This is a genomic window from bacterium (assembly GCA_022763185.1).
Classification (GTDB): Bacteria; Bdellovibrionota_G; JALEGL01; order JALEGL01; family JALEGL01; genus JALEGL01.
This window is the reverse complement of sequence record JALEGL010000012.1, coordinates 23449-38064: the sequence shown is the minus strand read 5'-3', so window position 1 is coordinate 38064 and position 14616 is coordinate 23449. Positions and strand designations below refer to the sequence as shown.

Annotated in this window: 14 protein-coding genes and 1 pseudogene; all 15 read right to left on the bottom strand. The window is 35.4% G+C overall.

Annotated elements, in window-relative coordinates; all coding sequences use genetic code 11:
- Nucleotides 1–77: 77 nt before the first annotated feature.
- The 15 genes and pseudogenes from MRY82_07240 to MRY82_07170 all read right to left on the bottom strand — a co-directional run bounded on the left by MRY82_07240 (nt 78) and on the right by MRY82_07170 (nt 14616).
- Nucleotides 78–248: pseudogene (locus tag MRY82_07240) on the bottom strand (nucleotidyltransferase domain-containing protein).
- A 155-nt stretch (nt 249–403) separates the two neighbouring features.
- Nucleotides 404–1447 (bottom strand): Fic family protein, encoded by a 1044-nt coding sequence (locus MRY82_07235; GenBank protein ID MCI5072715.1) that lies wholly within the window; start codon nt 1445–1447, stop codon nt 404–406.
- A gap of 436 nt (nt 1448–1883) precedes the next feature.
- Nucleotides 1884–2756 carry an alpha/beta hydrolase gene (locus tag MRY82_07230; GenBank protein MCI5072714.1) on the bottom strand — a complete coding sequence of 291 codons (873 nt, stop codon included), beginning with the start codon at nt 2754–2756 and terminating at the stop codon, nt 1884–1886.
- Nucleotides 2757–2808: 52 nt separating this feature from the next.
- On the bottom strand, nt 2809–2958 hold the full coding sequence (locus MRY82_07225; protein MCI5072713.1) for a hypothetical protein: 150 nt from the start codon (nt 2956–2958) through the stop codon (nt 2809–2811).
- A gap of 30 nt (nt 2959–2988) precedes the next feature.
- A complete protein-coding gene (locus MRY82_07220; protein ID MCI5072712.1) occupies nt 2989–3735 on the bottom strand; it encodes a glutaredoxin in 747 nt (248 codons plus the stop codon).
- Nucleotides 3735–4247, bottom strand: a complete 513-nt coding sequence (locus MRY82_07215; protein MCI5072711.1) for a DUF305 domain-containing protein — start codon at nt 4245–4247, stop codon at nt 3735–3737. The genes MRY82_07220 and MRY82_07215 overlap by 1 nt, the downstream gene beginning before the upstream one ends.
- 196 nt (nt 4248–4443) lie before the next feature.
- The gene (locus tag MRY82_07210) at nt 4444–4983 is read right to left on the bottom strand and encodes a hypothetical protein (protein MCI5072710.1); all 540 of its coding nucleotides are present in this window, start codon (nt 4981–4983) and stop codon (nt 4444–4446) included.
- Nucleotide 4984: 1 nt separating this feature from the next.
- On the bottom strand, nt 4985–5515 hold the full coding sequence (locus MRY82_07205; GenBank protein ID MCI5072709.1) for a heme-binding domain-containing protein: 531 nt from the start codon (nt 5513–5515) through the stop codon (nt 4985–4987).
- A 14-nt stretch (nt 5516–5529) separates the two neighbouring features.
- Nucleotides 5530–9213 carry an efflux RND transporter permease subunit gene (locus MRY82_07200; GenBank protein MCI5072708.1) on the bottom strand — a complete coding sequence of 1228 codons (3684 nt, stop codon included), beginning with the start codon at nt 9211–9213 and terminating at the stop codon, nt 5530–5532.
- 15 nt (nt 9214–9228) lie between these two features.
- Complete coding sequence (locus MRY82_07195; GenBank protein MCI5072707.1) at nt 9229–10725, bottom strand: efflux RND transporter periplasmic adaptor subunit; 1497 nt, start codon at nt 10723–10725, stop codon at nt 9229–9231.
- Nucleotides 10725–12089, bottom strand: a complete 1365-nt coding sequence (locus MRY82_07190) for a TolC family protein (GenBank protein ID MCI5072706.1) — start codon at nt 12087–12089, stop codon at nt 10725–10727. Before MRY82_07190 ends, MRY82_07195 begins: the two co-directional genes overlap by 1 nt.
- Before the next feature lie 82 nt (nt 12090–12171).
- Entirely contained in the window at nt 12172–12594 is a 423-nt protein-coding gene (locus tag MRY82_07185) for a hypothetical protein (protein ID MCI5072705.1), read from the bottom strand.
- The gene (locus MRY82_07180; GenBank protein MCI5072704.1) at nt 12595–12909 is read right to left on the bottom strand and encodes a metal-sensitive transcriptional regulator; all 315 of its coding nucleotides are present in this window, start codon (nt 12907–12909) and stop codon (nt 12595–12597) included.
- Nucleotides 12910–13156: 247 nt separating this feature from the next.
- Nucleotides 13157–13747, bottom strand: a complete 591-nt coding sequence (locus MRY82_07175) for a cation diffusion facilitator family transporter (GenBank protein MCI5072703.1) — start codon at nt 13745–13747, stop codon at nt 13157–13159.
- A gap of 11 nt (nt 13748–13758) precedes the next feature.
- The gene (locus MRY82_07170) at nt 13759–14616 is read right to left on the bottom strand and encodes a cation diffusion facilitator family transporter (GenBank protein MCI5072702.1); all 858 of its coding nucleotides are present in this window, start codon (nt 14614–14616) and stop codon (nt 13759–13761) included.

Here is a 14616-nt window from a genome sequence, read left to right as displayed (position 1 = left end):
TTTTATTGTAAGATAATATATCTTAAAACAGTTTATGTGATTTATAAATCAATTCCATATTACTCAACCGTATTTTGTATGGACAGGTACCAATTTTGATGGCGAACGTATAAAAAACAGACATCATAATCACTATCAGGCGATGGAAATCCTCAGGCTCTGCTTCCTGATTCACAGGCAAATACAATACGTATATCCTCTAGGCATTCAACCTTTTTAATTTGCTCAACAATATCTTTTTTATCCACTTTTTAACGACCCACTCTGTATTTTTCATAAGCCTTTTATAAATTTACCATAAAACTAAATATGAAAAAATTAGAAATTACTTTTGATATTTTTTAACTACCAACTTATTTGAATTAACAAACTGCTCAAACATCATCCTTTTTCTTTGCCCACATTATTTTTCAATAATTTCATATACTGTAGAACGACCTCCACCCACTCTTTTAATATATCCCAAATTTACCAACTGCTTTAAATCATCTACTGCTTGAGTTCTGCCTAGCCCCATGATGGCTGCGTAATCAGATGCTTTGAGTTTTTTGTGCTTCCTAAAAAAACTTAAAGCGGATTTTAACCGTTCAGGTAAAGTTTGATCATCTATTGATACATTACCCAAACGTTCTTTTGCTTCAACATACGCGCTCTTTAAACACCTCAGCCAGTATTCTATCCATTCATTTAACTTCTGATCTGGGTTTATATCATAATAGGTCTGTGCTTGATGCTTTCTCAACATTTGATAATAGAGTGCCCTATCGCTTTCATGTTGTTTTTCTAACGCACTGTAATTTAAAACTGTATAGCCATTTGCATATAAAACATAGTTTGACAACAGTCTAGACAAACGACCATTGCCATCCATAAATGGGTGTATTGTCACAAATTGAAAGTGCAACAATGCCGATACAATAAGAGGACTCGTATCAGCAAATAAACTTTGATTTGTCCATACAATCAAGTCATGCATTAATCTTTCTACTTCTTCCCACTGAGGTGGCATATAAACTATAGACTTAGATTTTGTATCTTGAATGATGTTTTGTGCTTCTCTAAAATGACCTTTCAACTTTCCACTCACAATGCCATTAAGTAAAGTTTGATGTAAGTTTAAAACCTGCTTAACTGTTATTGTTTTTTCTTTTGCAAACTCATGTATAATTTTATTTCTAGCTTTGGCATAATTAAGGACTTCTTTTAAATCTCTTTGATTTTTTATTTTCAAACTAGACTTATCACTCAATGCTAACGTCACCTGCTCTAGGGTTAGAGCATTACCCTCTATCTTTGTTGAATAATGAACAGCTTCAATGGATGCTTTTGATGCAAACAATTCTTTCTCATTAATTGTATACTTGGTTGCTTGAAGTTCACCTTCAAGCTTTGATATTTCTTGTAATAATTTAATGATTGATGGGGTATAATCAAACAATAGCTTCATTGAATATTTAGCATACTATTCTTTCGCTTTTCTTTCAATAATCTTTCAATACAAACAAACACAACTTAACTTTTATTATTCCTAAATAAAAATGGTCGGGACAGCTGTTGAAGAACTCTAGTTTCATTCAATGATTTCAATAATTTAAATCCAGAAATGGTCGGAACGACTGGGCGAAATTGCCCTTTTTCTAAGATATTAAAATCATTGCTAAATTCAACAATAACAATAACTTAATCACACTTTGATAACATCGTATTACATCGCAAATCATCTCTTGTCATGATTCTTCTTTCCCATTTCTTTCCCTTAGTCTAATGCAAACAGTTGGAAATGAATGTAGAATCATCGCTAAAATATGGCTATATCAAGACAAGATATTTTAACGTAATTGTAATTACAATTCCCAACTATCGTTAGCTTTATTTATAAATAACTATCTTCCAAAACTATGGCTTAAAATAAATTTTACATTATCTGAATTTTCCCAGATAAAATTATGCCCTCCGATTAAAAGTCTATAACTAGTCTGATCTAAAGTAGAAGTAAGGGGTTTACTATAGGGATCTGATACTCCCATATAAATATCAATACCTTCAAAATCATTATTTAAATAGTTGCTGCTCTGTTTATTTAAAACAATATTCTCCAATGACCCATTATAAGATTCCCAACGATGAAGTCTAGCACCTTCTACAATATTATCGGGAAGATATTTTGGAATGAAAGGTCTAAGCATATAAAAAGAAAGTGGCCCTAGCGCTTCATGTATATGACAGACTAAAGGTGCCCAAAATCTATCTAACGCCATAACAGATTCAATCATATTTCGCTTTTTCAGAATCTTCTTTAAAACATCTCTATCTTTTATTTCGAGAGGTGCTAGCAAAACTAACTTTTTAAATCGTTCAGGATATCTATGCTTAAGCTCAAGTGCGATTAACGTACCTAAAGAATGTGCGACGATAGTAAATTCTCCTGGATCAAGGGAAGAAAGAATCGCATTAATATGATCATCCATCGAATATTCAACATCTGGCCATGGAGACTGTCCAAAACCTAGTAAATCTAGCGCTACGGTGTGGTACCTACTTTTATCCAAAGAATTTTTGAGCGGCACCCAATAGGCGTGAGTTCCAGATAGTCCATGTAAAAACAGAACTTTTTTCCCGTTTCCTGAGGAAGTTTTGAACAGTGGTCTATAGGCATTTTTATTGTGAACAAAATTTCTAATTTTAGGTGCGCTATAGAAAAAGACTATAACTGCAAGTGCTAACAACAGTGAAGTATATTTGACACTATTTTTCATTTGGTTGCTTTTCCAGCCTTGTTCCCAATAGATATTTTCGTTTTAACAATTTTCAGGTCATGCTTTTTTTATGAATTTCTTTTTCTAAGCTTGATTTCGCCCACAAAAGAAGATTAAATCCCCATGACATAGCAGCTACGAAGGTTCCTTTTATTGCAAAATCTGAAATAAATTGTCTTCTTGAGTATTTGTATTTCATCATTAAGTTCCTTATTTTTTTGTTCTAAATATTTTAACTGACTTTTACATTAATGATCATCCATATTGCCATACTCACCATCATAATATTCTCAGTTAGAGAAATGAACCCTAAAGGTACATTGCTATTTCCTCCCACACAAGCGCATTTCAAATCTCGTTTTTGAATATAAACGGCATAAAAAACTGATATGCCTCCAATCAAACCTATAAACATTGCTACTGGGGCTGAAATAAATGTTAATTGTTTTCCAGCCATTAAAATACCTGATCCAGCTTCAGCAAAAGGATAAATATATGCATAAGGAACCCACCGCTTAGCCAACAAGTCATAGCCAAGAAATTGATTTGTAAAAGACTCCAGATCTCTTAATTTTAAAATTGCCAGCACACACATGCTCAAAGCAATAAATAACTCCAAAGATCGTACTAGCTGAAACTTACCTGAGCTGAAATATACCAAAGAAATTGCTAAAAGAGATGTAACAGAAAATACAGCGATAATAGGCTTATAGGTTTTTTTATTAGCAGTTTCATTTTTAGCTTTGCCAAAATATTTTAGAAGGTCTGTATAGCCACCAATCCTCTCACCATTTATAAAAGCTTGTGGTGTTGTCTCAACACTATGTTTATCTTTAAATCGATCTGTTTCCTCTCGAGTTTTTAAGTGATGATCCTCAACCGTATATCCATTTTTCTCAAGCAAATATTTAGCTTTTATGCCAAATGGACAAATATGTTTTTCCATCACCATACGGTAAAGCTGTGCAGTTTTTTCCATTATAAATCTCCTTTAAATTGTGGAATGGGCCTGTTGTTTGCCTCTACTTGATTTTTTGCAATACCATTTTTCTTTATATCCTGAATTAACCACTTCATCTCTTTGATTTCTCTACGCTGTGCTTCTATAATTTGATTTGCTAATTTTTTCACTCTAAGGTCTTCAATACCAGCACGTTCACTGGTTAGTACAGCAATTGAATGGTGAGGAATCATTGCTTTCATCCATGACTTATCTTCAATCGTTGCTTGGGAGCGAACCAAAAAAAATCCAGCGATAAAAAACGTAAACGAAACCAGTAAAATAGTAATATTCTTGCTTTTATTTTCGTACATATGAAGCATAAATAAAAGCATAATAATTGCCATTGCAGCTCCCATATAGATGGTCATGTATAATCGGGTTTCGCTAAAGAACACATGATCTATTGAATATGTATTTAAATACATAAGTACTAACATGACCAATGTAGATGTAAAAATCATGCTAAAAAATCGTGTATAAGAATTCATTTTCTTCTCCTTTTAATAGTTTTTAGGTTTAAAATATCTTAACATTTTATCTCTCTAGCTTTTTTAAAAAGACTACAGTTCTATTAATTGATAGTTCAGCTAGATGGGTATTAAATAATATAATCAAATATCTAGCCGAACTAACCTAAGTTATATTCAATCTATTTTTTAAAAAATATACTCTCCATCTTAAATTTTAAGACTTTCTTACTCCACAGCTTTTCATTTCTGGTGCATATGGGTTTTTGGTTTTATTGTTGTCTTTAACTGTGTTTTGTATCCAATCCTTCTTCACCATTGGACAGTGATATCTGCTATATGTTTCACTTGGACGATATTGATCTAAAACTTCTATCAATTGAATATTAAAAAGATGATACTTTTCGTTAAATATTTCCCTTGAACTTTCTTCACTCAAACCTTCAAAGCTTTGAGTGGCTACTGAAAGTTTTTTTTGAAGTTCACTATTTTTTATTTCTTTAACGTATGATGTAATAGAAACAATATGTTTTTTTATCGCATCTTGATCATAGTTAAAGTATGCTGCATGTAAGTCTTCATTTATTTTTAAAAGGCCATTCAGCTCTTCAGGAATATTTTCTGAATTAACTTTTTTTTGTTCTATATTTTTATTAGACATTTTTTTTTCATGTTTGTGCCCTTCTTGAACAGGCTGGTTATTATCACAAGCTGATACTAAAATTGCCAAAACAATTACGCTTAATTTTTTTTTCATTTTACTTTCCTTTTTTTATTTTTATTATTTTTTTACTTTCTTCAATCCACTGATGAATTGTAGACTTTTCTTTTGCTGTTACTCCAGACCACCAGTGCACTAGCTTATAACGAAATGGTGGCATGGAATCCTCTTTTAAAACTCTTTCAATAGCATCAAGGTCATCAACAGGTGCTCCATGTCCTTTAAAAGGAAAACCCTTGCTCATATCCATATGCTTCTTAGCTTCTTTAATATCATTGTTGATTAGTTTTTTTGGGCCAGGAATTTGGGCATACCATGGCTTTGAGTTAGAACTACCATGACAATCTAGACATTTTTTTTTGAAAATTTTGTATACTTTTTTCTGATATAAAGCGTTTATTTTATCAAGCTGTTTTTTTGTTGGTTCATTAGAAATGATTTCAAAACCATTTTGATCTACCTTTAAAGATTTTTTATTATTAAAATTTAAAGTTTCTTTGTTTTTATGAAGAGCTGGCTCATGCGCATTTACCCACTCACATAGTAAAACAAAACCTATTGCAATCACTGCTAATCTCAGTTTCATTTCAATAACTTCCTTTCTTGTATGCTGCTGAATAAAACTGGAACCAATAGAGTTGTGATTACAGCAACTAACATTCCTCCTACAGAAGGTATCGCCATAGGAAGCATAATATCGGAACCTCTACCTGAACTCGTTAACACTGGAACTAAAGCTAACACTGTGGTAGCCGTCGTCATCATACATGGGCGTATTCTTTTCTTTGCTCCAATCACAACTGCTTTTTGAATTTCATTTATAGACTGTGGCTTAGACTTTTCAAAACTTTGCTTAAGGTATGTCGCCATCATTACGCCGTCATCAGATGCAATTCCAAATAAAGCTAAAAACCCAACCCAAACAGCCACACTAAGGTTGATTGGACCCATTTGAAAAAGATTATGAAGGTTGACTCCAAAGAATCCAAAATTCATAAACCAGTTCTGCCCATAAAGCCATATCAATATGAAACCGCCTGACCATGCTAGCAAAATCCCGGAAAACACAATAAGTGTTGTCGATACCGCCTTAAACTGAAAATAAAGAATAAGAAAAATAATAAATAATGCCAGTGGCAACACCACACGTAGCTTCTTTTCAGAACGCAATTGGTTTTCATAGTTTCCTGCAAAATCAAATGAAATACCAGAAGGCACAGTCAAAGCACCACTTTTAATCTGTTGGTTTAAAAATGCTGAAGCTTCTTCAACGACGTCAACCTCGGCTTTTTGTGGTTTTTTATCAAATAGCACGTATCCCGTAAGAAATGTGTCTTCGCTCTTAATTACTTGTGGCCCTCGAACGTATTGAATCTCTGATAATTGAATCAATGGGATTTGCGTACCATCAGAAGCCGGAACCAAAATATCCTCAAGAGACTCAATATCATCTCGAAGTTCTCTTTGATAACGGACTCGTACCGGATAACGCTCTCGCCCTTCCACTGTTGTTGTAACTTGACGACCACCAATAGCGATTTCAATAATATCCTGAACTTTTCTTATTGAAATTCCGTAACGAGCTATAGCATCTCGATCAATTTTAATTTCTAAATATGGTTTTCCTACAATTCTATCTGCAATGACTGAATCAGCTTCAATGGAAGGAACTTCCTTTAAAAGTTGTTCAATTTGTAAACCAAAAGACTCAATGGTTTTTAAATCTGGTCCTTTAATCTTTAACCCCATCGGAGCTCGCATTCCACTTTGCAACATAATGATACGTGCTGCAATAGGTTGAAGTTTAGGCGCAGATGTCGTTCCAGGCATCTGGGCTACTTTTGTCAACTCCTTCCAAATATCATCAGCATGCTTAATATGTTTTCGCCAATTTCTATATGGCTTACCTCTTCTGTCTGGAATTAATTCACCCTTGAATGAACGAACAAAATCATCTTTTTTTCGATCATATTTAAAGCGTAATCTTTTCCCGTTTTTATCTACTTTATATTCAGGTTTGTAATTCACTACAATTTCAAACATTGAAATTGGAGCTGGATCAAGAGGGGTATCTGCACGCCCTAATTTTCCAACTGCTGTTTCGACTTCGGGTATAGACCCCATAGCAAGATCTAATTTTTGAAGCACATCTAATGCTTCACCAATAGAAGCATGTGGCATAGTGGTAGGCATATATAAATAAGAGCCTTCGTCTAATGGAGGCATAAACTCTTTACCTAAATTTGCCCATACCCATCCACCAAACACGAAAATTATACCAGGAATCAAAAGAAACTTTTTTTTATTCGTCAAAGCCCATACCAAAATACCTTCATAACGTTTTTGAAAATAATAAAAACTACCGAGAACTAAGGTTGTAACTAAAGCCACAAAGAGTAAATTAGGTAAAAATCCTTTTTGATTGCCTAAAGGAAGCCAATTTTTGGTAAGTATAAAGCCTACCAATAGAACAGCCATCGCAATTAAGGGCTCTTTAATTTTATTCATGATTGTAACTGGTAAGCGCTCTTTGAAACCAAGGTAAAGTGAAAAAAGAATAAGAAGAGCGCCAATCCATACATGATAAAGAGCAGTATAAAGAATTCCACCAAGCAAAAGACCTAAAGCTATAAAACGATGTTGCACTTTTTCTAATTTTGGTTTTTTTATACGAAATAAAATGTCTGCTATGGCTGGAAGAATAAAAAGAGCGACAACAAGAGATGCAATTAAAGCAAATGTTTTGGTAAATGCTAAGGGTTTAAAAAGTTTACCTTCAGCACCTTCCATCGCAAATACTGGAAGAAAACTTACCACTGTTGTTGCTACAGCAGTCATTACGGCACTTGCAACCTCTCTAGTTGCTTCAAAAATTACAGCGGTTTGAGACTCTTCAGGCTTTTTATCTTTTAAATGTTTAAGAATATTTTCACTCAGTACAATACCCATATCAACCATGGTTCCGATCGCAATTGCAATACCAGAAAGAGCTACAACATTTGCATCTACTCCGAATTGTTTCATAGCGATAAAACACATCAAAACCGAAAGAGGCAGCAATCCAGAAATAAGAAAAGAGCTTCTAAAATGAAGGACTGTGAGAAGAATCACAATTATAGTCACTAAAATTTCTTCGGCCAATGCTTTATTTAAGGTTCCTAAGGTTTCATAAATAAGTCCTGATCGATCATAAAATGGAACAATAGAAAGTTGAGAGTGCGTTCCATCATTTAATATTTTACTGGGTAGACCGGGTGTAATTTTTTTAATTTGCTCTTTGACGCGTTTTATTGTGGCCAACGGGTTTTCTCCATAACGAGCCACAACCACACCGCCGACAGCTTCTGCCCCGCCTTTGTCTAAAGCTCCTCTACGTAAAGCTGGACCAAAACTAACATGGGCAATATCTCGTACATAAACAGGAGAATTATTTCGAACGGTGACAACCGTACGTTCAACATCTTTAAGGTTTTTGATAAAACCCAAACCACGAATAACATATTCAGCGCTGTTGACTTCGATCGTGCGGGCACCCACATCCACATTTGAATTTCGAATCGCATGATACACATGATCCAAAGTAACTTTATTCGCGCGCATAGCATCAGGATCGACATCAATTTGATACTCTTTGATAAAACCACCTACAGAAGCAACTTCTGAAACACCTTCAACTGCTTGAAGTGCATAACGAACATACCAATCTTGTTGGGTTCTCAGTTCATCTAAATCCCATCCTCCAGTTGGTTTACCCTCTTTATCTCTTCCTTCTAGTGTGTACCAAAAAACTTGCCCCAAAGCGGTGGCATCTGGTCCCAAGCTTGGCTTCACCCCTTCAGGAAGTGTATCCGCAGGAAGACTAGAAAGTTTTTCAAGAATCCTCGAACGAGACCAGTAAAAATCAACGTCTTCTTTAAAAATAATATAGATACTAGAGAATCCAAAAAACGAGTTGCTCCTAATGGTTTTGACTCCAGGAATGCCTAAAAGTGAAACAGTTAAAGGATACGTAATTTGATCATCTACATCTTGTGGCGATCTCCCCATCCACTTGGTAAATACAATTTGTTGGTTTTCACCAATATCTGGAATGGCATCAACTGGGACAGGGTTACGAGGAAGCCCTGGTATGTCCCAATCAAATGGAGCCACCATAGCTCCCCAAGTTAAGAAGAAAGCCACAAGCAAAAACACCACGAGTTTATTTTCTAAGAAAAATCCAATCGTTTTGTTTAACATAGCGTCATTTTGATTTGAGTTATTCATTTTATGATCCTCATTTTAATGATTGTGCTCACTTGGAGTCTTTCCACCGTCAGGATTCATCATGCTTGGTTTGGCCTGAATTTGAAGTGAACTGTCGATCTTAAAGTTTCCTTTAGTCACAACTTCTTCGCCTTCACTCAGTCCATGTTTAACAATGTAATAATCTCCTGCTCGACTTCCAAGATGAATTTCTCTTCCCTCAAATGTCGGACGATCAGCATTAGGAACACGAACATATACAATGGCTCTTTCTCCAGTTAGAAGAGGAGCAGAAACTGGAATCACCAAAGGCAAATCTTCTTGTTTTGGATCAGATATATAACCCAAAGTTTCTATGGGAACGAGTGCCATCCCACATACATCACATTTTCCTGGTCCATCTTTGATAATTTCTGGATGCATAGGAGAAATCCACTTTCCTTTCATCGATGCATCAGCAACAGGCCCCACGCTTGCTATGTTCGATTTTATAGATGCACGCACAAACATGCCTGGTTTTAGTTTACCTTCCTCATTACTCACATTAACTCTAAGTTTAACTGTTCGCGTTTTTGGGTTTAATACAGGGTCAACAAAAGACACTTGTCCATGAAATTTTTCTCCAGGGTGTGCAGCAGTAGAAAATTCAACGTATTGACCATATCGCACCCAACGTAAATCTGATTCATAGGCTTCTATCTCAACCCATAGTTTAGAAAGGTCAGCGATGGTGTAAATTCGATCTCCCGTTTTTACATAAGCACCTTCAGAAACATGTTTTTTAATAACAATACCAGCCGTTGGTGACGTAATAGTTGTATGATCTGTAGCTTTTTTTTGTTTAGCTATGCGTTCAACTTGTCTTCTCGTTAAACCCCATAATCTTAATCGTTCTTTTGTAGCCGTTATTGTTTCAATTGAAGCTTGATTCTTGATGGCTTGAATCATTTCTTCCTGAGCTGAAATGAGCTCTGGGCTATACAAATAAACCATATGATCACCACGCTTTACATTGACTCCAGTATAGTCAACAAACATTCGATCAATTCTTCCACCAACTCTAGCTGTTACAAACTCTACTTTAGTTTCATCGTAATTTATGGTTCCATTTAGATTGATTTTAGCTTCTGCGATTTTACGTTCCACTTTTGTTGTTGAAATTTCTGCCAATTTTTGAGCTGCTTCAGACATTTCAAAAACCGTATCTTTAGAATGTTCACTCATATTGTTCTCAATGGGAATAAGATCCATACCGCAAAGTGGGCATTGCCCAGGTTTATCCTTTTGAATCTGTGGGTGCATGGAACATGTCCAAGTTGCTATCTTTCTTTCAGCCATACTTTCTGAGTGCTTGTGCCCTTGATGTGATGTAGAATTTTCTTTCATATCCATTGAATGTTGAGACTTTGGCGAAAATAACAAAGCACCCAATATGCCACCAATAAGAAGACTAATCAAAGCTACTTTACGCGGATCATTTTCTAAAAAGGACTTTAGTGAAATTTTTTGAAATAAATGTAATGGATTTTTCATTACTTGTTCTCCTTTAACAATATAGATGTTGAAACTGGCTTTGATTTATTTTTTAAGGACTGATCTCCAATCAACATATCAATTGAAGCCTCTGCTTTACTTGCACGAGTTAGAGCTTCTTCGCTGGCAAGTTGAAATTCAAGAAGCAAGCGTTCCGAATCTATTAAATCACTAAACGAAGCTTTGCCCGCCTCATACCCTCTTTTTGTAGCCTCAAAAGACTGCCTTCCTTTTGGAACTAAGTTATTTCGATAAAGTTCAACTTTTCGAACCCCCTCTGAATACTCATAAATGGCTTGAGACAAATCAGCAGTGAGTTGATTTAACTTTTCCTTTTGTGTATTGCGGGCTGATATTTCTTTTGATTTTGCCTCTTTGGTCTGATTAGTGTACTTACCACGCCAAAGGGGAAAGCCCATTGAAACCATCACCGCCATAGCATCTTTTCCACTATCAGTAACAGCATTCGCCGCTTCTCCTGTCATAATATAGTCAAACCCGAGACTAAAATTAGGGAGCCCATCTTTCTTAGCTAATTTAATTTTCTTTTGTTCTTTCTGTGTCACTTTATCCAACGCTTTGAGTTGTGGATTAGATATTTCCATAAGTTCTCGCATTTTGTTCATATCAATGTACCTTTGAGGCAATGGAATAGCATTAGGCCATTCTAAAATCGTATGACCTGAGTCATTCAAGGCAGAATTAAATCGTGCAATCAAAGGTTTTTTTAAATCTTTTATGCTTACCAATTGGTCTTTCACTTTCTCTAACTCTACTTGTGAACGAATCACATCAGAAAACTGGCCAATACCAGATTGATACCTCGACCGAGTAACACGCTCAAGATTAGCAAGGAGGTCCATGTTTTGATGCAATATTTTGATTGAACGTTCAAGAAAGTAAGCATCGTAAAAAATATCCTTCACATTTCGTATCAGTTCAAGTCGCTTTGCTTCAAATTGATAAAGCAAAAACTGAGCATCATCTTGTGCAACCTTAGATTGAAGAGATAATGTGCCAAACCAAGGAAAAGACTGAGAGACTCCAAATTTATGTTCTTGAGGCCCTACCCGGGTTTCAACCGATTGAATAAAGTTTGCATACGATAGTTTGGGATCAGGAAGTGCACCAACGTATTTAGATTTATAGTTCTGCGCTTTATAAGACTCGAATATTGCCTTAAGACCGGCATTGTTAGCAATGGCCGTATCGATATATTCCTGTAATTGCTCACTTTGAACACTTACTTTAACTGTATGATTTATTTCTTCTTGAGTATTTTCTGCATGGGCAAAGCCTACATAAAAAACTATAATTAACATTAAAGACATACCAAGTATGCTTTCATGAAATACATATTTCATAATTACTACCTTTAAAAAATATAACTGCAAAACCCAAACTTTTACGCATGGGAACAACTTTAAATATTAGAATAAAGGATAGTCAGATCAAGAAGGTTTGATTTTGAATATAGATCGGCCTAGGATTTGGCCTTAGATAGAATTCTTTTGTAAAAGCATTTGGAGGAAGAGCCAAAACAAAAGAAGGTGTTATAAGCTGTGAACTTATAAATGGGATAAGCGCAAGATCAACCACTCTTTGAGTTATTCTCTTTACAACATCTTTAGATTCTACAACTAGATCTATTGCGCATATGTGGCCTTCATCACCACAGCAATTCTTTTTTTTAGAATTTGATGCATCAGAATTAGCCGCTTGATCATGACAATGGCTAGAGGGATGTTTGTTCTCTTTTTTTTCTGCCGTCCCAAGGTCTTTAACTGAGCACAAGCAAAGATGTGGTGATACAAAAAACAGAGCTATAAATAAGCTCATAATCTTCAAGTATGTTGATCCGTATTTCATCTAAGTGTTTTTACGAAAAAGTTCCGTAAGCTCCTTAATTTTTTCTTCTCTAGCTTTCTTATTTTTAGCACTAAATGCTTTAAGAACGCAATGTTCTAAATGTTTTTCTAAAATAGAGGCCTCAAGTGATTTGATTGCCGCTTTTACTGCACGCGTTTGCATAAGTATTTCTGGACAATACCTTTGCTCCTCTATCATTTTACGAATGCCGCCAAGTTGCCCTTCGATTCGATTTAGGCGAATCACATCCTTTGTATGATCTGGATGACAAGTCTCATTAACTTGTTTGATTTTTTTCTGTACATTACCAGGCATCGTATTTTTAATTATATACCCCCTACAGGTATATTGTCAATTCAATTTTATGCATTTACTAATTATATAGTTACAATTTTATTTTGACCTCAACAGCGGCTGTAAATAGATATCTTTAAATTCTCTCATTTATTATCAATCCAACTCTTGCCTTGAGTTTTTAAATTCACAAGTGAGCCTTTCAGCTTTAAATTGATTTTTTGATTGTTTTTTAAACATCTAAAATTGTATTTTTTTATATACGTGATCAAGAATTTTTTGCGTCTTTGATGATGTGACGTGCGCCTCTCAAAATAATAGTGGCAATAATTAAGCCAATAGCAAGATCAGGCCAGCGTACACCTAGTTTCCACACAAGTATGCCGCCAAGAATCACACCTATGTTTGCAATAACGTCATTGGCTGAAAATATCCAACTCGCGCGCATATGAACTTCTCCATCTTTATGTTTTTTAATCAAAAGAAGGCATACAACATTGGCCACTAAGGCGATAGCTCCCATCCCCATCATAAATAGAGATTCGGGTTCACTTCCAAAGGCGATTCTTCGAACAATATCCACAATCACCATAAAACCTAGCAAGCTTTGAAAATAACCGCTAAAAAGAGCGGCTTTTGTTTTATGCTGAGATGATCTACCTACAGCGTACAAAGCAATACTATAAACAATGGCATCCGCAAACATATCTAATGCGTCTGCTATCAATGCCGTGGATTGAGCAAACCACCCAACACCAATTTCAAAGAAAAACATCGTAAGATTTATGCCCAAAAGCCAATACAACACTCCCCTTTGCTCTTGGTCTTTGATTTCTATTTCACATCCGCAATCTGACACTTCATTAATTTCTATATCATCTCTGCATCAATCGTCGAGTGCTCAATATGAAATTGAGTTCGAAGTATTTCTTTTAGAGTCTTTTTTACATTCCGTACATTGCTAGCTTCATCTAATTCTATGTGCCCTTCAAAACAAATTCTGTGATCATCCAATTGCCAAACATGAATATGAAAGACTCTTTTAACACCTTCAACTTTTTCTAACCTGTCCTTAATTTCGTTTATATTAATACCATCGGGTGTTGCCTGCATCAAAATCAGGATGGCCTTTTTCGTGAGTACACCTCCATGAAAGATGACATAAAGAGAAATTCCAATGGTTGCAAGCAGGTCGACTATGTTCCATTGATAATAAATGATCAAAATACCTGCAATAATCACAACCACCGATGCAAGTGCATCTGATATATTGTGAATAAAGGCCGCGCGAATATTCATATTGTATTTTGCACCCGCTGAATGCGTGAGAAGTGCAGTTGCTATGTCAATTACAAGAGCAATTCCAGCAACCCAAATCACTATCCATCCATCAATTGTTTGAGGACTTGTATAGCGAGAGATGGATTCGTACATGAGGTAGAAACCAACAAGAATAAGTGAGACACTGTTGATAAGTGTCCCCAATGTTTCAGCCCTTTGATACCCATAGGTCATGGTTGGACTGGGCGGTGTTTGTCCTATCTTTCGTGCAATTACAGCAACCAAAATTGCTCCAGCATCACTAAAGTTGTGAAGCGCATCTGCCAGTAAAGATAAACTTCCTGATATTAGTCCCCCAACAATTTGAGCTATGGTCAGAAGAATATTGATCCCAATGGCAATGTAAAGCTTTTTTGATTGTATTTCATAATCATGAATGTGTGCCAT